Source organism: Streptomyces sp. NPDC048825 (genome assembly GCF_043198355.1).
Lineage (GTDB): Bacteria > Actinomycetota > Actinomycetes > Streptomycetales > Streptomycetaceae > Streptomyces > Streptomyces xiangluensis.
Window position 1 is genome coordinate 245419 of sequence record NZ_JBICUR010000003.1, and the last position, 23225, is coordinate 268643.

A 23225-nucleotide genomic window follows, 5' to 3' on the forward strand; every position below is an offset into this window, starting at 1 on the left:
GGATACGCGGTTCGATCAGTCGGTACGAGGGTGGGGGCGCCGTTTCGCGAAACGGCGCCCCCACCCTCGTACCGGCCTCAGAACTTGTTCCTCGGTGTGATCCCCAGTGACATGCCCGACAGCCCCCGCTGCCGGCCGCCCAGCTTGCCCGCGATCGAGCGCAGGGCCGAGCCCGCCGGGGAGTCGGGATCGGTCAGGACGACAGGCTTGCCCTCGTCGCCGCCCTCGCGGAGGCGGACGTCGATCGGGATGCTCCCCAGGACCGGGACCGTCGCGCCGGTCGTCCGCGTCAGGCCGTCGGCGACGGTCTGGCCGCCGCCGGTGCCGAAGACGTCGACCATCTCGCCGCAGTGCGGGCAGGGCAGACCGGACATGTTCTCCACCACGCCCACGATCTTCTGATGGGTCTGGACGGCGATGGAACCGGCCCGCTCGGCGACCTCCGCGGCGGCCTGCTGGGGCGTCGTCACAATCAGGATCTCGGCGTTCGGCACCAGCTGCGCGACCGAGATCGCGATGTCGCCCGTGCCCGGAGGGAGGTCCATCAGGAGGACGTCCAGGTCACCCCAGTACACGTCCGCCAGGAACTGCTGAAGCGCGCGGTGGAGCATCGGGCCGCGCCAGACGACCGGTGCGTTGCCCGGGGTGAACATGCCGATCGAGATGACCTTCACGCCGTTCGCGGACGGCGGCATGATCATGTTCTCGACCTGGGTCGGACGACCGTCGGCGCCCAGCATGCGGGGCACGGAGTGGCCGTAGATGTCGGCGTCCACGACACCGACCTTCAGTCCGTCCGCCGCCATCGCCGCCGCCAGGTTCACGGTCACGGACGACTTGCCGACGCCTCCCTTGCCGGAGGCGACCGCGTACACGCGCGTGAGGGAGCCGGGCTTGGCGAACGGGACCTCGCGCTCGGCCTGCCCGCCGCGCAGCGCGGACGCCAGCTCGCGGCGCTGCTCGTCGCTCATGACGTCGAGCGTGACGTCGACGCGGGTGACACCGTCGACCGCCTCGACCGCCTTCGTCACGTTCTCCGTGATCGTCTGGCGCATGGGGCAGCCGGAGACCGTCAGGTACACGGTGACCGCGACCGCGCCATCCGCCCCGATGTTCACCGATTTGACCATCCCCAGCTCGGTGATGGGTCGCTGGATCTCGGGGTCGTTCACTGTCGCCAGCGCTGCGCGCACCGCGTCTTCCGTAGCCATAAGGACGATGGTACGGCGCTTCCACCCACCCCCGAAAAGCCTGTCAGCGGTCGCCTACGTCACGTCCCCGCGGGTGTTCTGCCGGGAATACGACCCGTCCGTCGGGCCGTCGCTCCTCCAGCCCCCTGACCAGGTCCTCGAGTTCCGAGCGGATCCAGTCGCGGGTGGCGACCTCGCCGAGACCGGCACGCAGGGCCGCGATCTCACGGGTCAGATACTCGGTGTCCGCGATCGACCGCTCGTTCTGCTTGCGGTCCTGTTCGAGATTGACCCGGTCGCGGTCGTCCTGCCGGTTCTGCGCGAGCAGGATGAGGGGGGCGGCGTACGAGGCCTGGAGCGAGAGCATCAGGGTCAGGAAGATGAACGGGAACTCGTCGAAACGCAGGCCGCTGGGCGCGGCGACGTTCCACAGCACCCACAGGATGATGACGGCCGTCATCCAGACGATGAACCGCCCGGTTCCCAGGAGCCGCGCGATCCGCTCCGACAGCCGTCCGAAGGCCTCCGGGTCCCACTCGGGCATCAGCCTGCGGCGCGGCGGCAGCGGCTGGTCGAGCCGGATGCGCGGGCGCCCGGTGACGCCCACGGGGACCCGCTCGCGGGTGTCGCGCTCAGGAACCATGAGCGGCCCCCTCGGTCTCCGCGTCCAGATGGAACTCCGTCTCGCGCCAGTCCTCGGGCAGCATGTGGTCGAGTACGTCGTCCACGGTCACCGCGCCGAGCAGCGACCCGCTCTCATCGACCACGGGCGCCGCGACCATGTCGTACGCGGCGAAGAAGCCGGCCACCACCGGCAGCGGGGCCTCCGGTTCGAGCGGCTGGAGAACGTCGTCGAGGAGCGCGCTGACCAGCGTGTACGGGGGGTCGCGCAGAAGCCGCTGGAAGTGCACCGTGCCGAGGTACTTGCCGGTCGGCGTCTCGTCGGGCGGACGGCACACGTACACCTGGGCTGCCAGCGCGGGGGAGAGGTCGGGGTTGCGAACCTGGGCCAGCGCATCGGCGACCGTCGCGTCCGGCTGCAGCACGATCGGCTCGGTCGTCATCAGACCGCCGGCGGTCCGCTCCTCGTACGCCATCAGCCGCCGTACGTCCGCCGCCTCGTCCGGGCGCATCAGCGTGAGCAGTCTCTCCTTGTCCTCCTCGGGCAGCTCGGCCAGCAGGTCGGCCGCGTCGTCGGGGTCCATCGCCTCCAGGACGTCGGCGGCACGCTCCTCCTTGAGCTTGCCGAGGATCTCGATCTGGTCGTCCTCGGGCAGCTCTTCGAGCACGTCGGCGAGCCGGTCGTCGTCCAGGGCCGCGGCCACCTCCGCGCGCCGCTTGGACGAGAGGTGATGCAGTACGTTCGCGAGGTCGGCCGGGCGCAACTGCTCGAAGGTCGCCAGAAGACTCTCGGCGCCCTGCCCCTGCTCCTCGAGCGAGAACCCGGTCACGGCTGACCACTCGACGGTCAGCTTCTCCCCCTTGGACCGCCGGAAGGTGCTCCCCTTCCCCTTGCGTACGAAGACCCGGTCGATCTCCCAGTCGCGGCGGGCCGGCAACTGCTGGACCGACACATCCAGTACCGTCACCTCCTCGCCGGTCTCGACGAGTTGTACGCGCCGGTCGAGCAGTTCACCGATGACGAGCCGTTCGGTGGGCCGCTGCTCGAAGCGCCGTACGTTCAGAACGCCGGTGGTGATGACCTGGCCCGACTCGATGCCGGTCACCCGCGTCATGGGCAGGAAGATGCGGCGGCGCGTGGACAGCTCGACGACGAGGCCGAGCAGCCGGGGCGGGCGCCTTCCCACCCGCAGCATGGCGACGAGATCGCGCACCCGGCCCACCTGGTCGCCGTTCGGGTCGAAGACGGCGACGCCGGTCAGATGCGAGACGTAGATCCGGGGAGCGCCTGCGGCCATGCCGCACACCTCCTCCCTCCTTACGGATCTCTTATCGATATATCCGCTTTTGCGGGCTTCAGGCTAGCCCGTCCCGACTGGACACGCCCCGGCGGTGAGCCCGGACGGACTGCCTCCGGAGTGCGGAGACGGCACAGGTACGCTGCCGTACGCCGTTGAGGACTCCCGAACGAGAGGCGCCCCCACCCGTGACCGCAATTCCCCAGGGCCGTACCCACCGGGCCGCACTCATCAGCGCGATGTGCGCACTGGTCGTGACGGGGACTGGACTGACGGGGTGCGGCGGTGAGGACCCGAACGCGGGCACCAACGGGGTCGGCAAGCTCTCCGCCGAAGAGATCCAGGACAGGACGAACCGTGCGGCCCGGGGAGCGGACGCGGTCCACCTCTCCGGCTCGGTCGTCAGCAACGGGCGTACGTACAAGCTCGACATGCGCCTCAAGGCCGACGGCGGCACCGGTTCCGTCACCACGCAGGACACGACCTTCCGGCTGCTGCGAGTCGGCGAGCACCTGTTCCTGAAGGCAGACGCGGACTTCTGGGCCGACGACAAGGACGGCAAGGGCGACGCGGACGTACAGGCCGCCGAAAAGCTCGACGGCCTGTTCGTGAAGGTCCCGCAGGGCGACCCCGCCTACCAGCGCTTCAGCGGCTTCACCGACAAGGACGTACTCCTGGACGGCCTTCTCACCCTCCACGGCACCCTGGCCACAGACGGCCACCACGAACGCTCCGGCATCCGCACGATCCGCATCACCGGAGACAAGGGCTCCGGCGGCACCCTGGACGTCTCCCTGGAGGGCAAGCCCTACCCCCTGCTCCTGGCCCGAGCAGGCGGCGCGGGAACGATCCGCTTGACCGACTGGGGCAAGGACTTCCCCCTGGAAGAACCGGCAAAGAACGAGATGGTGGACTACGGGCAGCAACTGCCGGAGTCGTAAGGGCTCACGCACCCGCAGCGTGGAACCGATCTGCCGGCGCGGCTAACGGCGCTTTCGCCCGCGGAACAGCAGCCGATGCACCCCCGCAGGGATCGGCTCCCGCGTAGTCGCGGACGTCGGCCGCGGCGAGGCCGCGAGTGAGCCGTCGGGCAACGCGGCCAGCTCCCCCGTCGGCTTCAGACGAAGCACTCGACACTCCCGAGCCCACCGCTCCGGCATGGCCTCGCCATCCGGAGCGTTCAACCGCTTGCCCTTCAGCTCGGCGACCGCGGCGTCCCACTCGGGGGACCCGGGAGCCAGCTCCACGACCTTCGCCGCCCAGGAAACAAGCCGCCCGCCCTTGTCCTTGCTGCGTACGGTGACCACCGCCTCGCCCCCGTCGGCCAGCCCCGGCAGCGGCTGCTCACCGGGCCCGTCGCCGACCAGGCACACGGCACCCTCGAACCACACATGCCACAGCGCGCGGTCCGGCACCGGTGCGCCACCGCCTCGCACCCACACGAGCGCGGACTTCTTGGTGGCCTCCTCGACGAGGGCCTGGTCGAGCAGCTCATCCGTCATGGCAGCAAGGGTATCCAGCCCGCTCACATCGAGCCGCGCCCGCTCACCGCAGTCCCGGGCCGGCTCACAGCCATCCGTTGCGCTTCAGCGTGCGGTGGATCGCGAAGCAGATCCCCACCGTGACGCTCAGCACCAGCGGGTATCCGAACTTCCAGCGCAGCTCCGGCATGTAGTCGAAGTTCATGCCGTAGACGCCACACATCATCGTGGGTACGGCGATGATCGCCGCCCAGGACGTGATCTTGCGCATGTCCTCGTTCTGCGCGACCGATGCCTGGGCGAGATTGGCCTGGAGGATCGAATTGAGCAGCTCGTCGAACCCGAGGACCTGCTCCTGGACCCGGGCGAGGTGGTCGGCGACATCGCGGAAGTACTTCTGGATGTCGGGGTCCACGAGCCGCATCGGCCGCTCGCTCAGCAACTGCATGGGCCGCAGCAGCGGGGACACCGCCCGCTTGAACTCCAGGACCTCACGCTTGAGCTGGTAGATCCGCGCAGAGTCGACACCGCGCGAGGTGCCTCCCTTGCGCCCCGGCGAGAACACCGCCGTCTCGACTTCGTCGATGTCGTCCTGCACGGCGTCCGCGACCGCGATGTACCCGTCGACGACATGGTCGGCGATGGCGTGCAGCACGGCCGACGGCCCTTTGGCGAGCAGCTCGGGGTCGTCCTGCAGCCGGTGCCGCAGCGCCCGCAGCGAGCCCTGCCCGCCGTGCCGAACGGTGATGAAGAAGTCCCGTCCGGTGAAGCACATCACCTCGCCGGTCTCCACGATCTCGCTGGTGGCGGTGAGTTCGTCGTGTTCGACGTAGTGGATGGTCTTGAAGACGGTGAACAGCGTCTCGTCGTAGCGCTCCAGCTTGGGCCGCTGGTGGGCGTGCACCGCGTCCTCGACGGCGAGCGGGTGAAGCCCGAACTCGCTGGCGATGACGGCGAATTCGTCCTCCGTCGGCTCATGCAGCCCGATCCAGGCGAAGCCGCCGTCACGGCGCACCTGGAGCATCGCCTCATGGGGCGTGAGGGTCGTGGGGAACGCGACACGGGCGCCGTCGCGGTAGATGGCGCAGTCCACGACAGCCGAGTTCGTCCCGGCCTCGCGGGTGCTGTCGTACGTGCCGCTGTCCTTGTGCAGCGAGGGGCGGACCGCTGCGCGCAGGTCTCGGATCATCGACATGGCAGGCTCCTTCGCGTACGAGCCGCCCGGCAACGGTTGGAACTGCCCGGAATGGGGACGTCCTGACTGAGGATGTTTGGCGCGTCCGCAAAGCGGGGAGCACCGCACCGTCGCGGTGGCAGCTTCGCTACTGATACAGATCAGACAGATCAGGCAAAAACGAAGTGCTCTTCCGTCGTGCACCGACACGCATGACGCGAGTACGGGAGGCGGCAGCCAGTAGAGCTCGGATTGTGAGGAACTCAGCAGCCGGAAGAGCGGGTAGTACTACACGGTCGACTTCGATCCATGGAGCCCCACCTCCTCCGGCCGGTCCCCCGTAGGGGAGATCCATCCCCCGTAGGGGAGTGTCGCGCGTCGGGACTGGAGAGCGACGCTTCTGCGTGCTGCCCCGACCAGCGGCCAAGACTATCAGCCGACTGGCCTGTCAAGCCGCCTCTTTGGCCTTGCCGCTCCCGGGAACCGGGCAGAACCCCCCCGAAAAGACGCAGCATATGCTCGCCATATGGCTGATGTTCTTCCTTTGGTGGAGGCCCGGTTGCGTACCGCGCTGGGCGAACCGGACGCGCGCGCCGCGGTCACCTTCCTCGGCACGGACCGCATCGAGGTGCTCCGCTTCAGCGGCGGAGCCGCCGGGGAAGAGATCGTCCGCTACGCCACGCTCGGCATGTCCGCGCAGCCGATGACGGACCCCACGGCGGCCCTCGCCGACCCGATCGAGGGCCCGCGCGCCGAGCTGGTCCTCTCCGTACGCGCGGGCGTCGCCGACACCGACAAGGTGCTCCGCCCACTCGCCGTACTGGCAGCGTCTCCGCAGGTCGAGGGCCTGGTCGTGGCCCCCGGAGCCTCGCTGGACGTCGGCGAACCCCTGTGGCCGGGCGCCCCGTTCACCTCCGTACTGGTCGCCGAGCCGGGCGGCCTCGTCGAGGACCTGGACCTGGACGAGCCCCTCGATCCCGTACGTTTTCTGCCGCTGCTCCCGATGACGCCGAACGAGGCGGCGTGGAAGCGGGTGCACGGCGCGCAGGCCCTCCGGGAGCGCTGGCTCACCGGCGGAACCGACCTGCGCGATCCGCTGCGCAAATCCGTATCTCTCGACTGAACCCAACCGTCCGCTGGATTCGTCCAGTTGGGAATGTCACACTCGTTCAGTCGGCGGCGACGTGGCTCGCCGGACGGGTGATCGTCCTTGACGCGGCGACAGCCGGGGAGGACCGTTGGGGCCTATGAGGGGCGAACCCAGTTGCCCGAAGTGTGGTGGCCGGGTCAGGGCTCCCGGACTCTTTGCCGACTCCTGGCAGTGTGATGTGCACGGCCCTGTGCACCCGCTGCAGCCCGTGATCCCGCCCAGCGTCGAGGCCCTCAGCGTCGTGGTGCACCGTGCGCGCGTGCCGGTGTGGATGCCCTGGCCGCTGCCCGTCGGCTGGCTCTTCACGGGTGCGGCCTTCGCGGGCGACGACCGCAGCGGCGGCCGTGCCACCGCCGTGGCCTGCTCGGGCCCGGGCCCGCTCGGCGGTGTAGGAGAGCTGGTGCTCGTTGCCGAGGAGCTCGGCGTGGGCCTCGGTGCGCGGTACGCGGGAGTCGCGGGCCCGGACCCGGGCCCGTACATGAACGTCGAGAAGCCGGCCCAGGCGAAGGTCCTCGCGGCGGGCCGCCCGACCCCCCTCTGGCTGGTCTCCGGCACCCCCGACGACCGCGCCGTCTTCGCCGGAGAGGCGCGCGGCCTGTGGCTGTGGGCGGTCGTCTGGCCCGAGCAGTCGGGCCTGCTGATGTACGACGAGCTGGTACTGACCGACCTGCGGGACGCGGGCGCGGAGGTGGACCTGCTGCCGTGCGGGGCGCTGTCGCCGCGGATCCTGGAGCCCTAGGGGGCTCAGGGCGGGGGCGGGTGCGGCTCCCGTTACTCTGGAGTGTCCCCTTCCGCCCGGTCAGAGCCTGGAGTCCTCGTACGTGCGCATCGATCTGCACACCCACTCCACGGCTTCCGACGGTACGGACACCCCCGCCGAGCTGGTGCGCAATGCCGCCGCGGCCGGTCTGGACGTCGTCGCGCTGACCGACCACGACACCACCCGGGGATACGCCGAGGCCATCGCCGCGGTTCCGGAAGGCCTCACTCTCGTCACCGGAGCCGAGCTCTCCTGCCGTCTCGACGGCGTGGGCCTGCACATGCTGGCGTACCTCTTCGATCCCGAGGAGCCCGATCTGCTGCGCGAGCGCGAGCTCGTACGCGACGACCGGGTGCCGCGGGCCCACGGCATGATCCGTAAGCTCCAGGAGCTGGGCGTGCCGGTGACCTGGGAGCAGGTGGCGCGGATCGCGGGCGACGGGTCCGTGGGGCGGCCGCACATCGCGACCGCGCTGGTCGAGCTGGGCGTCGTGCCCAGCGTCTCCGACGCCTTCACGCCCGACTGGCTCGCCGACGGCGGCCGGGCCTACGTCGAGAAGCACGAGTCGGACCCCTTCGAGGCGATCCGGCTGGTCAAGGCCGCGGGCGGCGTGACCGTCTTCGCGCATCCCGCCGCGGCCAAGCGGGGCCAGGTCGTGCCGGAGTCCGCGATCGCCGAGCTCGCGGCGGCCGGACTCGACGGGATCGAGGTCGACCACATGGACCACGACCCGGCGGCCCGGGCCCGACTCCGGGACCTGGCGGCCGAGTTGGGGCTGCTGGCGACCGGGTCCAGCGACTATCACGGCAGCCGCAAGACGTGTGTGCTCGGGGAGTTCACCACGGATCCCGAGATCTACGGGGAGATCACGCGGCGGGCTACCGGGGCGTTCCCGGTACCGGGTGCGGGCGGGGCCGCGGGCCTCTGACCCTCTCCTGTCCCAGAGGCTCTGCCCCTCCCTGTCGCACCCCTTCCCACACCAAGGCTCACCGTGTTCGACCTCGCCGTCTTCGGCTCACTCTTCCTCACCCTCTTCGTCATCATGGATCCCCCGGGGATCACCCCGATCTTTCTCGCGCTGACGTCCGGACGGCCGGCGCGGGTGCAGAAGCGGATGGCGTTCCAGGCCGTTTGCGTGGCCGGCGCTGTGATCACCGTGTTCGGGCTGCTCGGGCACCAGATCCTGAACTACCTGCATGTGTCCGTGCCCGCGCTGATGATCGCCGGCGGTCTGCTGCTCCTGCTGATCGCCCTCGATCTGCTCACCGGGAAGACAGACGAGCCCAAGCAGACCAAGGACGTCAACGTCGCCCTCGTACCCCTGGGCATGCCGCTGCTCGCGGGACCGGGCGCGATCGTGTCCGTCATCCTCGCGGTGCAGAAGGCCGACGGCGTCGCGCCTCAGGTGGCGGTGTGGACCGCGATCCTCGCCATCCACGTCGTGCTGTGGCTGGTGATGCGGTACTCGCTGCTGATCATCCGCGTCATCAAGGACGGCGGGGTCGTCCTGGTGACCCGGCTCGCCGGCATGATGCTCTCCGCGATCGCCGTGCAGCAGATCATCAACGGGGTCACGCAGGTGATCCAGTCGAGCTGAGCGGAGCCGAACACGCAGAACCCCGTACGGCATCGATGCCGTACGGGGTTCTGAAGTGTGCTCTCGGGCGTCCGCGCGTTACGAGGCCGGGGCTTCGGCCGGGCGGATCAGGATGCGCTGGCCGATGGCGGCGGCCTGCTGCACGATCCGGTTGACGGAGGCGGCGTCCACGACGGTCGTGTCCACGGCGGTGCCGTCGACGTCGTCGAGGCGCATGATTTCGAAGCGCATAGGGCTTCTCCCTTCGTCTGGTCATCCTCCTGAAGGAGAACTACTGGAGGGCGGAACATGGGGCGTCTGTGCCCTGGGTTCCCCAACGAGTCAACGGGATGCCAGTTACAAACATTCCCTACGCTAAATAAATTTTTCGAACGCCTAATTACTTGCCGGTAGTGGACCGCTTGTGTTCACACAGTGACGTGCTGCGACAATGAGGCGCATATGAATGACGACTTCGCGGGAAGCGACGCACTGGCCGCCCTCGGTGCGCGTATGGACCGCACGAACGAGCTGCTCCTGCGCATGCTCGCCGAGGTGGCGAAGACGCCGTCGACCCATGCGATCTTCGTCGACGCAGGCTATCTGTACGCCGCCGCGGGGCGGCTCGTCGCCGGTACGGAGGACCGCCGGGCCTTCGATCTGGACGCCGAGGGCCTCATCGAGGCGCTCATCGACAGGGCTCGCACGATCTTCGCGGACAGCAGGCTGCTGCGTGTCTACTGGTACGACGGGGCGCGCCGCCGCATCCATACGGCGGAGCAGCAGTCCATCGCCGAGCTGCCCGACGTCAAGGTCCGGCTGGGCAACCTCAACGCCAACAACCAGCAGAAGGGCGTCGACTCCCTGATCCGCAGCGACCTGGAGTCACTGGCCAGGCACCGCGCCATCAGTGACGCCGCACTCATCGGCGGCGACGAGGACCTGGTCTCCGCGGTAGAGGCGGCGCAGGGGTACGGGGCCCGGGTCCACCTCTGGGGCATCGAGGCGCCGGAGGGGCGCAACCAGGCGGAGCCGCTGCTCTGGGAGGTCGACAGCCAGCGGACCTTCGATCTGGAGTTCTTCAAGCCGTACGTCTCCCGTCGGACCGCCGCCTCGTACGAAGCCTCGGCGGGGGCGCGGCCCACGCGAGAGGACGTGCGGTTCGTGGGAGCACAGATCGCCGCACAGTGGCTGGGGGCGCGAGGGCGGGAGGCGCTGGCGGACCTGCTGCCCGGGCATCCGTATCTGCCCGGGCCTGTCGACCAGGATCTGCTGGTGGAGGCGGAGGGCTTGCTGCAGTACTCGCTACGGGGACAGGCGGATCTGCGGCGGGCGTTGCGGGACGGGTTCTGGGGGCACTTGCAGGCTCAGTACTGAGCCTCTACTCGGTCTGGTCGGTGCGCTGCCAGAAGGTGGCCAGGGCTTCGGCCGTTTCCACGGGGCAATCCGTGTTGGGGGAGTGCTCGGCTCCGCATACGACCGTGCGGTGGGCCTTGAGGCGTACGGCCATGTCGTCGAGGAGAGGCACCGGCCAGGTGCCGTCCTCTTCGCCCGACAGGACGTGCAAGGGGATCCGTACGGCTGCCAGTTCGGCGACACGGTCGGGTTCCGTACACAACTGGCGGCCCGCGGCGATGAGTTGAGCGGGGCTGTTGCCGAGCCAGCGTTGTCTGAGCACTTCGAGGTCGTCGAGTCCGGCGTCCAGGTCCTGCTGGTCGGCCGCGTCTTCCGGAGGCTCCAGTGCCTGGATCGCGTCCCAGACCTGCGCCATGTCCATCACGGCGAGCGCGTCCCGCAGCAGCTTGACGCGCAGCTGCTGTGAGGCGGAGATCTCGGCCGGCCCTGAGGCGATGAGGGTGAGCGAGCGGAAGCGGGTGGAGTCCAGCAGTACGGCGGCCCGGGCGACCTGTCCGCCGAACGAGTGGCCGACGAGGTGGACCCGTTCGTGCTGTGTGTCGGTGAGCGTGTCGACCTGGGCGAGTACGTCCCGCGCCAACTCGCCCTGCGCGTACGGGGCTTCGTCGTCTCTCGGGCCAGGCGTCTCGTACTGGCCCCGTCCGTCCACGGCGACGGTCCGGTATCCGGCCGCGGCCAGGGGTTCGTGCAGGGAGATGAAGTCCTCCTTGCTGCCGGTGAACCCTGGCAGCAGAAGCGCGGTTCCCTTCGCTTCGACGCCGGTTGCCACGGGGGCGTCGATCACGGCGAACTCACCGCGCGCGGTGCCGAGCCGGTACGCACGGGCGCCGGGCGGCGGGACAAAGGTGGCGGGCCTGCTCATGAGGAGGAGGCTATCTGGGGAAGCTGTCGGGCGGGTTGCGGGGCGGGCGGTCTTTGCGCGCTACGGCAACGGCAACGGCCCGGCCCCAAGTGCTGGGGCCGGGCCGTCGGAGAGAGGCTCAGCTTTCGGTTGCCTCGGTGGCTGCCGCCTTCTTGCGCGTGCGACGGCGGGGCGTCGCCTCCGGCGCTTCGGCGTCGGCGGGCGCGGCCGCCGCCTTGCGGGTACGCCGGGGCTTGGCCGGGGCCTCGTCCGTGACAGGCTCGGCCGCCTGAGCCGGGATGTCGGCTTCCGCCGCCTTACGGGTGCGGCGGCGCGGCTTCGCCTCGGTGGCCTCGGCGGTGTCCACGGCGGCCTCAGCAGCGGCCGCGGTCTTGCGGGTCCGGCGCGGCTTGGTCTCCGCCGCCTCGACCGCTGTGCCTTCGGCCGTGTCGAGCGCGGCCTGTGCTGCCTTGCGCGTACGGCGGCGCGGTGTGGTCGCGGGCTCCTCCGTCGCGGTCGCCTGGGCCGGAATGTCGGCCTCGGCGGCTTCGGCAACCTTGCGCGTACGGCGACGGGGCTTGGCCTCGGTGGCCTCGGCGGTGTCCACCGCTGCCTCGGCCGTTGCCTTGCGGGTCCGGCGCGGCTTGGTCTCCACCGCCTCGACCACGGTGCCGTCCGCCGTCTCCACAGCCGTTTCGGCGGCCTTGCGGGTCCGGCGACGGGGCCTGGTCGCGGTCGCCTCGGCGGCTACCTCCGTGGCTTCCTCGACGACGGTGGCCGCTGACTCAGCGACCTCCGCGGTCTCCGCCGTCTTGCGCGTACGACGCCGGCGTGGCTTCGGCTCGGCCGACTCCACAAGCTCAGCCGTCGGCTCGGTGGTCTCCGGCGTGGTGCCCTCGGCCGTGGCGACGGCCGTCTCGGCCGACTCCCCGGCACGCGTCCGGCGACGGCGACGTGGGGTGCGCGACTCGGCTGCCGGGCTCTCAGCGGTGGCCGCCGGGTCCGTGGCATCGATCGGCGCACCGTTGCGCGTACGGCGGCGTCGACGCGGCGTACGCGCCGGACGCTCGCGCTCGCTGTCACGCTCCCGCTCCGGGGCCGAGGAACGGCCACTGCGACCGCGCGCACCACGCCCGCCGGTCTCACCGAGGTCCTCGACCTCCTCGGCTGCGAGCCCGGCGCGGGTGCGGTCGGCGCGGGGCAGGACGCCCTTCGTGCCCGCCGGAATGCTCAGCTCCTCGAAGAGGTGCGGGGACGTGGAGTACGTCTCCGGCGGATCGTTGAAGCCAAGTGCCAGCGCCTTGTTGATGAGCTGCCAGCGCGGGATGTCGTCCCAGTCGACGAGCGTGATCGCGATGCCCTTGGCGCCCGCGCGGCCCGTACGGCCGATGCGGTGCAGGTACGTTTTCTCGTCCTCGGGCGACTGGTAGTTGATGACGTGCGTCACGCCTTCGACGTCGATGCCGCGCGCGGCCACGTCGGTGCAGACGAGCACATCCACCTTGCCGTTGCGGAACGCCCGCAGCGCCTGCTCACGCGCGCCCTGGCCGAGGTCGCCGTGGACCGCGCCGGAGGCGAAGCCGCGCTGCTGCAGCTGGTCGGCGAGGTCCGCCGCCGTCCGCTTCGTACGGCAGAAGACCATCGCGAGCCCGCGGCCGTCGGCCTGGAGTATGCGCGAGACCAGCTCGGGCTTGTCCATGTTGTGCGCGCGGTAGACGAACTGCGCGGTGTTCCGGACCGTCTGGCCCTCGTCGTCCGGCGCCGTGGCGCGGATGTGCGTGGGCTGCGACATATAGCGGCGCGCGAGACCGATGACGGCGCCCGGCATGGTCGCCGAGAACAGCATCGTCTGGCGGCGGGCCGGGAGCATGTTGATGATCTTCTCGACGTCGGGCAGGAAGCCCAGGTCGAGCATCTCGTCGGCCTCGTCGAGGACGAGCGCGCGCACGTGCTTGAGGTTGAGCTTCTTCTGTCCCGCGAGGTCAAGGAGCCGGCCCGGGGTGCCGACGACCACGTCGATACCCTTCTTGAGGGCCTCGACCTGCGGCTCGTACGCCCGGCCGCCGTAGATGGCGAGAACGCGTACGTTACGGACCTTGCCCGCGGTGAGCAGGTCATTCGTGACCTGCGTGCACAGCTCGCGGGTGGGGACCACGACGAGTGCCTGCGGGGCGTCGGTGAGCTGCTCGGGCTGGGCCCGGCCGGCCTCGACGTCCGCGGGGACGGTGACGCGCTCGAGGAGCGGGAGGCCGAAGCCCAGCGTCTTGCCGGTGCCGGTCTTGGCCTGGCCGATGACGTCGGTGCCCGAAAGGGCGACGGGGAGCGTCATCTCCTGGATGGGAAAGGGGTTGATGATGCCGACGGCTTCGAGGGCCTCGGCTGTCTCGGTAAGGATCCCGAGATCTCGGAAGGTTGTAGTCAGGGTGCTGCCTCTTCTGTGTGTGCGACACGAGGCGAGCGCGGGGGTCGTTGAACCGTGCCGGGGACGTCGGCCGCTTGAAAGGCGGGCCTTGGTGGCACGGGACCACTGCCGACGCTCGAGCGCTCTTGCCGCTGAGGGTCTCTCCGGACTCCGTACGCACTGTGCCTTACGGACGAGGAGAGCTGTCGGGTCGGAGCCGATCGGGCCACCGACCGGGCATCCTCATTCATATGGCCCGTTGAGATACGTAGATCAGCTCAGCGGGCTCATTACCACCATACCCCGGAATCGCGCATATGCGTTGGTCGATTTGGTCACGTAGTGGTCGTCACACTGGCTGACCAGGGGCTTACGCCTTGCTGTGAGCGGGCTATTGTGCGCTTCATGACGACGCCCGACAACACCGCCGACACTGCCGCCGACACCTCCGCCGAAAACACCGGAGTCGCCGCCCAGGACTGGACGAAGGCCTCCGTCGATCCTCAGTACCGCGCCGCGGTCGTCGACCTGCTCGGAGCTCTCGCGTACGGGGAGTTGGCGGCGTTCGAGCGGCTCGCCGAGGACGCCAAGCTGGCACCGACGCTCGCCGACAAGGCGGAACTCGCGAAGATGGCCTCGGCGGAGTTCCACCACTTCGAGCAGTTGCGTGACCGGCTCGCGGCGATCGGGGCGGAGCCGACGGGGGCGATGGAACCGTTCGTCGCGGCGCTCGACGGCTTCCACCGGCAGACGGCGCCGTCGGACTGGCTGGAGGGTCTCGTCAAGGCGTACGTCGGCGACTCGATCGCCAGCGACTTCTACCGCGAGGTCGCGGCGCGGCTGGACTCCGATACGCGGGCTCTGGTCCTCTCCGTACTCGACGACACGGGGCACGCGAGCTTCGCCGTCGAGAAGGTGCGCGCCGCGATCGACGCGGACCCGCGCGTGGGCGGACGGCTCGCGCTGTGGGCGCGACGGCTGATGGGCGAGGCTCTGTCCCAGTCCCAGCGCGTGGTCGCCGACCGGGACGCGCTGTCGACGATGCTCGTCGGCGGGGTCGCGGACGGCTTCGACCTCGCGGAGGTCGGCCGGATGTTCTCCCGCATCACGGAGGCGCACACGAAGCGGATGGCTGCGCTCGGCCTCGCTGCCTGAGCCAAGTTCGGGCGCTTCAGGGCTCCTCGTCAGAATCCTTGCTCACACCGTCGCCGAGTGGCGGCGCAGTCTTCCCGCCGGGCGGAGGAGCAGCGACACGGACGCCGTGGCAACGGCCACCGCGCCGGTGAGGACCAGCAGTAGGTTTCCGCCCAGCGCGCTGTGCGTGAGGAACGCGCCGAACAGGCCTCCGGCTGCGCCCGTCGACAGGACCAGGCGGGGGGCGGGGAGGCGGTGCGGCAGGCGGTACATCGCCAGCCAGGCCACTGCCAGACCGAGGATCACGGAGCCGAGCGCTTCCAAGAACATTGGGTGGGGTCCCTCCCGCACGGCCGTGTGCACTTCGGTCGTAGCCCGTCTTACCCGTGGCCTGCGGAACGCAATCATCCCCTGTGGGGGGTCTGTGCTCCGTCTATGGAAAGCGCGGGCAAGAAAGTGAGGGGGCATCCGCAATGGTCGGCATGACAAGGGCCCCGAGGCTTGAAGCCTCGGGGCCCTTGTCGCGACGTAACTACAGCGCGCCGAAGCCCACCTTGCGGGGGGCCGGCTCGCCGATCTCCACGTACGCCAGACGGTCGGCCGGGACCAGGACCTTGCGGCCGTGGTCGTCCACGAGGCTCAGCAGCTGCGACTTGCCGGCCAGCGCTTCGGACACCGCCCGCTCGACCTCCTCGGCGGTCTGACCGCTCTCCAGAACGATCTCGCGAGGCGCGTGCTGCACGCCGATCTTGACCTCCACGGCTATGTCCCTCCGACGGTCACTGATGTGCGCGTTCGTCCGCGCCGTACGCAGCACACATTAGCCCGGTGAGGGGACGTACACGCTGCGTCCAAGAACGCCAGGAGCGAACAGCGGGCGGGAACAAGGACGCCCTCAGTGGTGCTCGCTGCCGTGCAACGGGAAGCCGGCGATGCCGCGCCAGGCCAGCGAGGTCAGCAACTGCACCGCCTGGTCACGCGGCACGCTGCGGTCGCTGTGCAGCCAGGAACGCGCCACCACTTGCGCGAGCCCGCCCAGACCCGAGGCGAGCAGCATCGACTCGGCCCTGGACAGGCCGGTGTCCTCCGCGATGACATCGCAGATCGCCTCCGCGCACTCGAAAGTGACCTTGTCCACGCGCTCCCGCACCGCGGGCTCGTTCGTCAGGTCCGATTCGAAGACCAGCCGGAATGCGCCGCCGTCGTCCTCGACGTACACGAAGTACGCGTCCATCGTGGCCCGTACGCGCTGCTTGTTGTCGGTCGTCGAGGCCAGCGCGCCCCTGACCGCCTGGAGCAGTGACTCGCAGTGCTGGTCCAGCAGGGCCAGGTAGAGATCGAGTTTGCCCGGGAAGTGCTGGTAGAGCACCGGCTTGCTGACTCCCGCGCGCTCGGCGATGTCGTCCATCGCGGCCGCGTGATATCCCTGCGCGACGAACACTTCCTGGGCTGCGCCGAGGAGCTGGTTGCGTCGGGCACGGCGCGGCAGGCGTGTGCCCCGCGGGCGTGCGGCCTCTGTCTGCTCGATGGCTGTCACGCCGCCTCCCAAAATCGTCCAGTGCGGTGTGCGCCGCGCCGCCATCGTACTTTTCGGTAACCGTGCTGTGCGCGGTGCGAGCGCAGAATTTCACGGACCGGACGCCGGTGAAAATCGCACAGATCACACCAAAAACGAGCATGCCGGGCAGGCTGGCCGCCCGGATGCGCGCCTCGGAGCGGTCACCGGTAGTCGTCCTCGTCGAGTTCGATGATCCTTGCCTGCTCCGCGCGGTCCGCCTCGTTCGCGTTGTCCAGGTTGGCGCGGTCCGAGCCGCTCAGTGGCTCGTCCCGGTGGGGTGCGAGCTCCGCGTGCTGTTCGGCGGCGTCGGCCTCGGGAGCCTCCACGTCGAATTCGGTGGAAGTTGAATCGGCTTCGACGAGAGTCTCGGGGTCGGTGGGGTCGACGGTCATGGAGTCCTCTTCCCGAGTGGTGCGAGTACCTGCTTGCACAAGTACGAGTGCCCTCGTTCACGAAGCGTATGAGAGGGCAGATCGAGTCGCTACGCGATCCCGTGGCGATCCGACGCCGATTCGGCGGGGCTGCGGCGGGGGCCTGTGACGGTGGTCCGGGCGGGCTTGTCGCCGTCGCTTGTCACGGAATTCGATGGGGACTTGTGATGGCGAACACACGATCCACCACGTGATCGTCTCGTAACATTGCTCCATGTCTTCGACCGATCTGCCGTCCGTCCTGGCCACCTCTGTCGCGCCGAAAGTCGGTGCCGTCAGGGTGGCGGCGGGGGAGCGGCTGCGCAAGGTCGGGCTGCCCGGGATCACGCTGACGATCCGGTCGAGACCGCCGGCCCGTGAGGGGCTGCCGCCCGCGTTGTATGTGCATGGGCTGGGGGGTTCCTCGCAGAACTGGTCGGCGCTCATGCCGCTCCTGGACGGCCTCGTGGACAGCGAGGCCGTTGATCTGCCGGGCTTCGGCGACTCACCGCCGCCGGACGACGGCGACTATTCGGTTACCGGGCACGCGCGCGCGGTCATTCGCTATCTAGACTCGGCCGACCGCGGTCCGGTGCACCTCATCGGGAACTCGATGGGCGGCGCGGTCACGACGCGCGTCGCGGCCGTACGTCCCGATCTCGTGCGGACGCTCGCGCTGGTGTCGCCCGCGCTGCCGGAAGTCCTGGTGCAGCGCTCGGCTGTGCCGACGGCGCTGCTGGCGCTGCCCGGGGTCGCGAGCGCATTCACCCGCTTCACCAAGGACTGGTCCGCCGAGCAGCGCGTACGAGGCGTCATGGCGCTCTGTTACGGGGATCCGACCATCGTGACCCCCGAAGCGTTCCGCAACGCGGTCGAGGAGATGGAGCGGCGGCTCGCCCTCCCGTACTTCTGGGACGCCATGGCGCGCTCGGCCCGCGGCATCGTGAACGCGTACACGCTGGGCGGCCAGCACCGGCTGTGGCGTCAGGCCGAGCGGGTGCTCGCCCCGACGCTGCTCATCTACGGTGGCCGTGACCAGCTCGTCTCCTACCGCATGGCCCAGCGAGCGGCCCGGGCCTTCCGCGATTCCCGGCTGCTCACGCTCCCGGACGCGGGGCATGTGGCGATGATGGAGTACCCCGAGACCGTGGCCACCTCTGTCCGTGAACTTCTCGCGGAAACCGGCGAGTTGGCCGACGCCGGCACAACGAACAGTGCGGGGAGCTGAGGCGGCGCGTGGGACGTCACAGCCGACGCGGGCCGGCCCGCAAGGGCGACACCGCCGACATCCCCGTGGTTCCGGGAGGCCGTCCGGAGCCGGACACCGGACGACGCCGGATTCCCTCCGGACCGCAACCCCAGCCGCAGCCGCCACCGATGGGCGGCGGCCCCGGCACACCGGCGGGCGGGGTACCGCGGCTGCCCGAGGGGTGGGTACCGCGTCCGGACGCGCAGGGGGTTCCGAGGTTCCCCGACGGGACGCCCGCGGGCGGGGTCCCGCGGTACGCCGACGGCACTCCGGCTCATGGGGTTCCGCGACTGCCGGACGGTACGCCCGCGGGCGGGGTCCCGCGGTACGCCGACGGCACTCCGGCTCATGGGGTTCCGCGACTGCCGGACGGTACGCCCGCGGGCGGCGTTCCGCGGTACGCCGACGGCACTCCGGCTCATGGGGTTCCGCGACTGCCGGACGGCACGCCCGCGCGTGGGGTTCCGCGGTTTTCTGACGGTACGTCGGCTCATGGCGTCCCGCGCTTCCCCGACGGCACGCCTGCCCACGGTGTCCCCCAGGTCCGTGGTGCGCATCCCGAGCAGCGGGAACCCGGCGGTGGCTGGGGGGTGTTCAGCGGGGCGCCCGGGTATGGCGCGCCCCAGGGGCCGTACACGGGGAGTCCCGGCGCATCGCAGGCTGCCGGTCCTGGGCCCGCCATACCGCAGCAGCGGCAAGTGCCGCCGCGTCCGACGGGTCCCCGTCAGGCCTACGTCGACGCCTTCGAGGAGGGCGACGACGTCTTCGCGCGGCGCTCCGCGAACCAGGCACTCCACTCGGGCCCGTACGACTCCGCCACCGAAGCCGCCGACCGGTACCTCGACCCCGGGGAAACCCAGCACAAAGCGCCCCCAGAGCCCGACGAGATGGAGAAGGCCAAGGGCGGCAAGGGCTGGACGTTCACGGGGATCGCGGCCGCCGCCGTCACCACCGTGCTCGCCGTCGTCGTGGCCGGACAGGTCACCGACGGGCGCGAGGACACCTCCGCGCGCCCGTCGGCTTCGGGCGGCGCGGAACGGGAAGTCAAGGACTCCGCGGCGCGCGGCAACACCAGGCCGACGCCCCCGCCAGTCGAGGGCGCGACTGTGCCGACGTACGGGCAGTTGATGGCGAAGAAGTATCCGCTGGACGCGAACCTCAAGGGCGGCGGGGAATTCGAGGCGGTCCGCGGATTCGACCAGGCACCCGGCACGGGACAGAAGTTCACCTATCGCGTCGACGTCGAGAAGGACCTCGGCCTCGACGGCGGACTCTTCGCGCAGGCCGTGCACAAGACCCTGAACGACGAACGGAGTTGGGCCCACGACGGTGCCCGTACCTTCGAGCGGATCTCCACCGGGCAGCCCGACTTCGTCATCACGCTGGCCAGCCCCGGCACCACCGCGTTCTGGTGCGCCAAGTCGGGCCTGGACACCACCGTGGACAACGTCTCCTGCGACTCCGCGGCCACCGACCGCGTGATGATCAACGCGTATCGCTGGGCCCAGGGCGCCCAGACGTACGGCGACAAGATGCATGCGTACCGGCAGATGCTGATCAACCACGAGATCGGCCACCGGCTCGGCAACGGCCATGAGACCTGCGACAAGGACGGCGAACTCGCGCCCGTCATGCAACAGCAGAGCAAGTTCCTCGACCACGACGGAATCCAGTGCCGGGCCAACCCCTGGCCGTTTCCCGGAGCTTGAGACGCTTGCGGTACGTACTCGATTGATCTCTTAGCGCGACGAAACGCGGTCCGCACGGGAAAGTTACGACCGTTCACCCCTTTTGGTGGCGCGATGGACAACCGTCCATCGCGCCACCGTCATGTCCGCGTACGTTCGTTCCGCTGTGAGTCGCCGGGCAACGGCGGCTCCCCATACGGAAGATCAGGGGTGCACTCGTGCGCATCGGACTGCTTACGGAGGGTGGCTATCCATATGTGAGCGGTGACGCCAGGCTCTGGTGCGACCGGCTCGTACGCGGGCTCGGGCAGCACGACTTCGACGTCTACGCGCTCAGTAGGAGCGAACGACAGCAGGGCGAGGGCTTCATCGAGCTGCCGCCCCAGGTCGGCCGCGTACGCACGGCGCCGTTATGGACCGAGGGCGAGGACGGCGTCGCGTTTGGGCGCCGGGCGCGGCGGCGGTTCGCCGAGTGCTACGGGGAGTTGGCGGCGGCTGTTTGTGCGGGGGATGCCGTTGCGCAGGACGCCGCCGGGGCGGCCTCCGGGGATGGCGCATCGGGTGTGGCGGACCGTTTCGGCAACGCGTTGTACGGGCTTGCTGAACTCGTCCGGGAGGAGGGCGGCGGCCTGATCGGGGCCCTGCGTTCCGAAAGCGCCGTGCGCGCTCTGGAGAGCGCCTGCCGCGCGCCCGGCGCACTGCCCGCTGCGCGCGGTGCGCGTGTCCCGGATGTGCTCACCGTCGCCGACCGGATCGAGCGCACCCTGCGGCCGCTGTCGCTCGACTGGTACGACGAGAGGGACGGACTCGGCTCCGTCGACCTGTGCCACGCCACCTCCGGGGGCGCCGCGGCCCTGCCCGGGCTGCTCGCACGGCACTTCTGGGGCGTGCCGCTGCTGGTCACGGAGTACGGCGTGCAGTTGCGGGCGCACTACTTGGGCTCGCGCGAGGAGTCCGGCCCGGCGCGGGCGCTGCTCGCGGCGTTCCAGGGGCGGCTCGCGGCCGAGATGTACCGGCAGGCCGCGCTCATCACGCCCGGCAATACGCACGCCCGCCGCTGGCAGGAGCGCTGCGGCGCCGACCGCGCCAAGCTCCGTACGGTCTATCCGGGCATGGAGGCGTCCCCCTTCTGGGAGGTGGGAGAGCGAGCGGAGTGCGCCGATCCGGACACGCTGGTCTGGGTCGGGCGGATCGAGCCCGGCAAGGATCTCGTCTCGCTGCTGCACGCCTTCGCCCAGGTCCGCAAGGCGCGGCCGAAGACCCGGTTGCGGATCGTGGGCGCGCCTGCCGAGGGACCGGTTGGGGCCGCGTATCTGTCCGACTGCAAGGCGCTGGCCGCGCGGCTCTTCCCCAATGGGGTGGAAGGCGTAGGCGGGACCGGTGGCCGCCCGGTGTCGTTCGAGAAGATCGGCGGGCCGGACCTGCCGAGCCTCGCGAAGGCGTACGCGGCAGGGGCCGTGGTCGTTCTGTCGAGCGTCGTCGAGGGTTTCCCGATCAGCCTTGTCGAGGCGATGTTCTGCGGGCGCGCCACGGTGTCCACGGACGTCGGCGCGGTCGTGGAGGTCATCGGCGGTACGGGTCTGGTGGTGCCGCCGCGCAATCCGCGGGCGCTGGCCGAGGCGTGCGTCGCTCTGCTGCGCGACCCCGAGCGCCGTGCACTCCTCGGTGCGGCGGCACGCGCGCGTGCCCTCGAACTGTTCACCGTCGAGCAGAACATCGCGGCGTTTCACGGCATTTACCTGGAGATCGTCTCGCACTGCCCGGTCCGCCGAGCCGACGCCACCGGCGAACCGCTGCCCTTCGCCGTACCGGCCGAGGCCCATGTGCGGGGTCCCTGGGCCGAGTCCGGAACCCGGCCATCGTCGGCGAGCGGTCCGCGGTGGGCTGCGGGATCCGGGGCGGCGGGCGCTGTTTCCGGCTCGGTGCAGGAGCCGGTGCCCGCCGGGGAGGGGGCGCGATGAGCGGGTGGCAGCGCGACGTGGGCCTGCCGGAGGCGCCGGGCGGTGTCACAGCGTGGGATGCGGCCGCCTCCGACGAGGAGTGGCTGGTGACTGCTGGAGCTCCGGGTGCCATGGACGCTCCAGGGGGGCGGGCTTCGTCGGACGAGTCCGACAGCCGGGTCGCCGTGGACCCCGTAAAAGCCCTGATGCACCGTCACCGCGAGCTGTGGGAGCGGGCCGTGGATCCGTTGGAGATCGCGGCGGGGCTGGAGGCGCACGGGGTGACCGACCGGACCGTGGCCCGCTTCCGGCACCGCGACGTGTTCTCGCTGGCTGAGGAGATCTACGCGCGTGTGCCCCGCGACGACGAGACGGGCCCAGGGGCAGCTGCGGTCAATTTCCCAAAGGTGCGCGCCGATTGGGCCCTGCTCGCCCTGCTGCCGGGCGCCGTGTGTGCGGCGGCGGTGACCGGGCTGCGCCTGACCGAGACCCGACCGCGCCTGGCCGTCGTGGTCGCCGTCCTGGGCGTACTTGCCATCGCCCTGAGCCTGCGCCTGGCTCTGGGGCGCGGCCCCCTGCACACCCCGCGCACGTGGCGCACGACGAAGGGCACGCGCGCGTGGACCTGTTGGCTCCTCGCATACGCCCTCCTCGGCAACGGCGTGCTCGGCGCCGCCCTCGCGGGTGGCCCGGACAGCTGGTTGAACAGTGACCTCCACAACCCTTGGCCAGTGCCTCTCGCGTCGGTGACGGCCCTGGCCCTGGCCTGTGTCCCGGCGGCCGGGTGCGCCCACCTCTTCGCCGCACGCGCCCGGCGCAGGCTGGCCGCCAGCCGAGCTCTGGAGGAATTCGCCACATCCCTACGGCCCCTGCTCCTGGGCGTGTTCGGGTTGTTCCTCTGCGTCCTGGGCGGACTGATCGCGCTGTGCGGGACGCTGCTGGACGAGCCCGCCGGTCCCGCCGCGTACGCCGGGACCGGCGCCCTCGGAGCGCTCCTCCTGCTCGCCCGGCTGCTCACCGTGCACGGCTTCACGCATGCCCCGGCCGTCGTACTGGCTGCCGCGGGCGCGACCGAGGCGACGGCTGTGGCGAGCGTCTTCGCGGGCCGCCTGCCCGGCTGCTCGTTCCTCGCCGTTCCCGTCGAGACCGTGGTCGACGCATGGGGCCCCGGTGCCGTGCCGGCCCTCGTGTGCGGGGCCGCGGCGCTCGTACTCCTGGCCCACGCGACCAGGACCCTCACCCGGGCCTCGGCCCACGCGGACCACGGTGGGAGGCCGTGAACCGCATCCCCAGCCCGGCACTCGGCCTCTGTGCCGAGCGCAACCCTCCCGCGGGGCC

23 protein-coding genes are annotated in these 23225 nt (G+C 70.4%); 11 read left to right on the forward strand and 12 right to left on the reverse strand.

Going from position 1 to position 23225, the window contains the following annotated elements:
- Window positions 1-77 precede the first annotated feature (77 nt).
- The 3 genes from ACGFNK_RS09745 to ACGFNK_RS09755 are packed head-to-tail and all read right to left on the reverse strand — an operon-like array spanning window position 78 to window position 3109.
- A complete protein-coding gene (locus ACGFNK_RS09745) occupies window positions 78-1211 on the reverse strand; it encodes an Mrp/NBP35 family ATP-binding protein (RefSeq protein ID WP_393413643.1) in 1134 nt (377 codons plus the stop codon).
- A 43-nt stretch (window positions 1212-1254) separates the two neighbouring features.
- On the reverse strand, window positions 1255-1833 hold the full coding sequence (locus ACGFNK_RS09750; RefSeq protein ID WP_393413645.1) for a DUF1003 domain-containing protein: 579 nt from the start codon (window positions 1831-1833) through the stop codon (window positions 1255-1257).
- Window positions 1823-3109, reverse strand: coding sequence for a magnesium transporter MgtE N-terminal domain-containing protein (locus tag ACGFNK_RS09755; protein WP_393413647.1), 1287 nt, complete (start codon window positions 3107-3109; stop codon window positions 1823-1825). Before ACGFNK_RS09755 ends, ACGFNK_RS09750 begins: the two co-directional genes overlap by 11 nt.
- A 188-nt stretch (window positions 3110-3297) precedes the next feature.
- On the opposite strand from ACGFNK_RS09755, the gene ACGFNK_RS09760 reads away from it, so the two are divergent.
- Window positions 3298-4050, forward strand: a complete 753-nt coding sequence (locus ACGFNK_RS09760; RefSeq protein WP_393413649.1) for a hypothetical protein — start codon at window positions 3298-3300, stop codon at window positions 4048-4050.
- A 42-nt stretch (window positions 4051-4092) separates the two neighbouring features.
- On the opposite strand, the gene ACGFNK_RS09765 is transcribed toward ACGFNK_RS09760, so the two are convergent.
- Together ACGFNK_RS09765 and ACGFNK_RS09770 are read right to left on the reverse strand one after the other, a co-directional pair.
- Complete coding sequence (locus tag ACGFNK_RS09765; RefSeq protein ID WP_393413651.1) at window positions 4093-4611, reverse strand: hypothetical protein; 519 nt, start codon at window positions 4609-4611, stop codon at window positions 4093-4095.
- Window positions 4612-4675: 64 nt separating this feature from the next.
- Window positions 4676-5785 carry a magnesium and cobalt transport protein CorA gene (locus ACGFNK_RS09770; protein ID WP_386342215.1) on the reverse strand — a complete coding sequence of 370 codons (1110 nt, stop codon included), beginning with the start codon at window positions 5783-5785 and terminating at the stop codon, window positions 4676-4678.
- A 505-nt stretch (window positions 5786-6290) separates the two neighbouring features.
- Here ACGFNK_RS09770 and ACGFNK_RS09775 point away from each other — a divergent pair.
- From ACGFNK_RS09775 to ACGFNK_RS09790, 4 genes are all read left to right on the forward strand, one after another.
- Entirely contained in the window at window positions 6291-6887 is a 597-nt protein-coding gene (locus ACGFNK_RS09775; RefSeq protein WP_386342213.1) for a suppressor of fused domain protein, read from the forward strand.
- A 124-nt stretch (window positions 6888-7011) separates the two neighbouring features.
- Window positions 7012-7653, forward strand: coding sequence for a DUF6758 family protein (locus ACGFNK_RS09780; RefSeq protein ID WP_393413654.1), 642 nt, complete (start codon window positions 7012-7014; stop codon window positions 7651-7653).
- A gap of 82 nt (window positions 7654-7735) precedes the next feature.
- Window positions 7736-8602, forward strand: a complete 867-nt coding sequence (locus tag ACGFNK_RS09785; RefSeq protein ID WP_393413656.1) for a PHP domain-containing protein — start codon at window positions 7736-7738, stop codon at window positions 8600-8602.
- Window positions 8603-8665: 63 nt separating this feature from the next.
- Window positions 8666-9271 carry a MarC family protein gene (locus ACGFNK_RS09790; RefSeq protein WP_344394089.1) on the forward strand — a complete coding sequence of 202 codons (606 nt, stop codon included), beginning with the start codon at window positions 8666-8668 and terminating at the stop codon, window positions 9269-9271.
- A 78-nt stretch (window positions 9272-9349) separates the two neighbouring features.
- On the opposite strand, the gene ACGFNK_RS09795 is transcribed toward ACGFNK_RS09790, so the two are convergent.
- Window positions 9350-9502: a hypothetical protein gene (locus tag ACGFNK_RS09795; protein ID WP_328768821.1), complete on the reverse strand. Its 153-nt coding sequence runs from the start codon at window positions 9500-9502 to the stop codon at window positions 9350-9352.
- 210 nt (window positions 9503-9712) lie between these two features.
- Between ACGFNK_RS09795 and ACGFNK_RS09800 the strand changes: the two genes are divergently transcribed.
- Entirely contained in the window at window positions 9713-10627 is a 915-nt protein-coding gene (locus ACGFNK_RS09800; RefSeq protein ID WP_393413659.1) for an NYN domain-containing protein, read from the forward strand.
- A 4-nt stretch (window positions 10628-10631) separates the two neighbouring features.
- Here the strand turns inward: ACGFNK_RS09800 and ACGFNK_RS09805 are convergent, their stop codons facing one another.
- Complete coding sequence (locus ACGFNK_RS09805; RefSeq protein WP_393413661.1) at window positions 10632-11528, reverse strand: alpha/beta fold hydrolase; 897 nt, start codon at window positions 11526-11528, stop codon at window positions 10632-10634.
- Window positions 11529-11646: 118 nt separating this feature from the next.
- Window positions 11647-13836: a DEAD/DEAH box helicase gene (locus ACGFNK_RS09810; protein ID WP_393413663.1), complete on the reverse strand. Its 2190-nt coding sequence runs from the start codon at window positions 13834-13836 to the stop codon at window positions 11647-11649.
- Between the two features lie 468 nt (window positions 13837-14304).
- On the opposite strand from ACGFNK_RS09810, the gene ACGFNK_RS09815 reads away from it, so the two are divergent.
- Window positions 14305-15063, forward strand: coding sequence for a ferritin-like fold-containing protein (locus ACGFNK_RS09815; protein WP_393413665.1), 759 nt, complete (start codon window positions 14305-14307; stop codon window positions 15061-15063).
- Window positions 15064-15105: 42 nt separating this feature from the next.
- Here the strand turns inward: ACGFNK_RS09815 and ACGFNK_RS09820 are convergent, their stop codons facing one another.
- The 4 genes from ACGFNK_RS09820 to ACGFNK_RS09835 form a co-directional block, all read right to left on the reverse strand.
- A complete protein-coding gene (locus ACGFNK_RS09820; RefSeq protein ID WP_393413667.1) occupies window positions 15106-15372 on the reverse strand; it encodes a hypothetical protein in 267 nt (88 codons plus the stop codon).
- A gap of 202 nt (window positions 15373-15574) precedes the next feature.
- Window positions 15575-15802: a DUF3107 domain-containing protein gene (locus ACGFNK_RS09825; protein WP_033319983.1), complete on the reverse strand. Its 228-nt coding sequence runs from the start codon at window positions 15800-15802 to the stop codon at window positions 15575-15577.
- Window positions 15803-15937: 135 nt separating this feature from the next.
- Window positions 15938-16579, reverse strand: a complete 642-nt coding sequence (locus ACGFNK_RS09830; RefSeq protein ID WP_386342194.1) for a TetR/AcrR family transcriptional regulator — start codon at window positions 16577-16579, stop codon at window positions 15938-15940.
- A 182-nt stretch (window positions 16580-16761) separates the two neighbouring features.
- Window positions 16762-16992: a hypothetical protein gene (locus ACGFNK_RS09835; RefSeq protein WP_393413670.1), complete on the reverse strand. Its 231-nt coding sequence runs from the start codon at window positions 16990-16992 to the stop codon at window positions 16762-16764.
- 253 nt (window positions 16993-17245) lie between these two features.
- Here ACGFNK_RS09835 and ACGFNK_RS09840 point away from each other — a divergent pair, with 253 nt between their 5' ends.
- From ACGFNK_RS09840 to ACGFNK_RS09855, 4 genes are all read left to right on the forward strand, one after another.
- Window positions 17246-18238: an alpha/beta fold hydrolase gene (locus tag ACGFNK_RS09840; protein ID WP_393413672.1), complete on the forward strand. Its 993-nt coding sequence runs from the start codon at window positions 17246-17248 to the stop codon at window positions 18236-18238.
- Between the two features lie 8 nt (window positions 18239-18246).
- Window positions 18247-19968 carry a DUF3152 domain-containing protein gene (locus ACGFNK_RS09845; RefSeq protein WP_393413674.1) on the forward strand — a complete coding sequence of 574 codons (1722 nt, stop codon included), beginning with the start codon at window positions 18247-18249 and terminating at the stop codon, window positions 19966-19968.
- A 197-nt stretch (window positions 19969-20165) separates the two neighbouring features.
- A complete protein-coding gene (locus ACGFNK_RS09850; RefSeq protein WP_393413676.1) occupies window positions 20166-21908 on the forward strand; it encodes a DUF3492 domain-containing protein in 1743 nt (580 codons plus the stop codon).
- Window positions 21905-23167 (forward strand): hypothetical protein, encoded by a 1263-nt coding sequence (locus tag ACGFNK_RS09855; RefSeq protein WP_393413678.1) that lies wholly within the window; start codon window positions 21905-21907, stop codon window positions 23165-23167. The genes ACGFNK_RS09850 and ACGFNK_RS09855 overlap by 4 nt, the downstream gene beginning before the upstream one ends.
- Window positions 23168-23225: the final 58 nt, after the last annotated feature.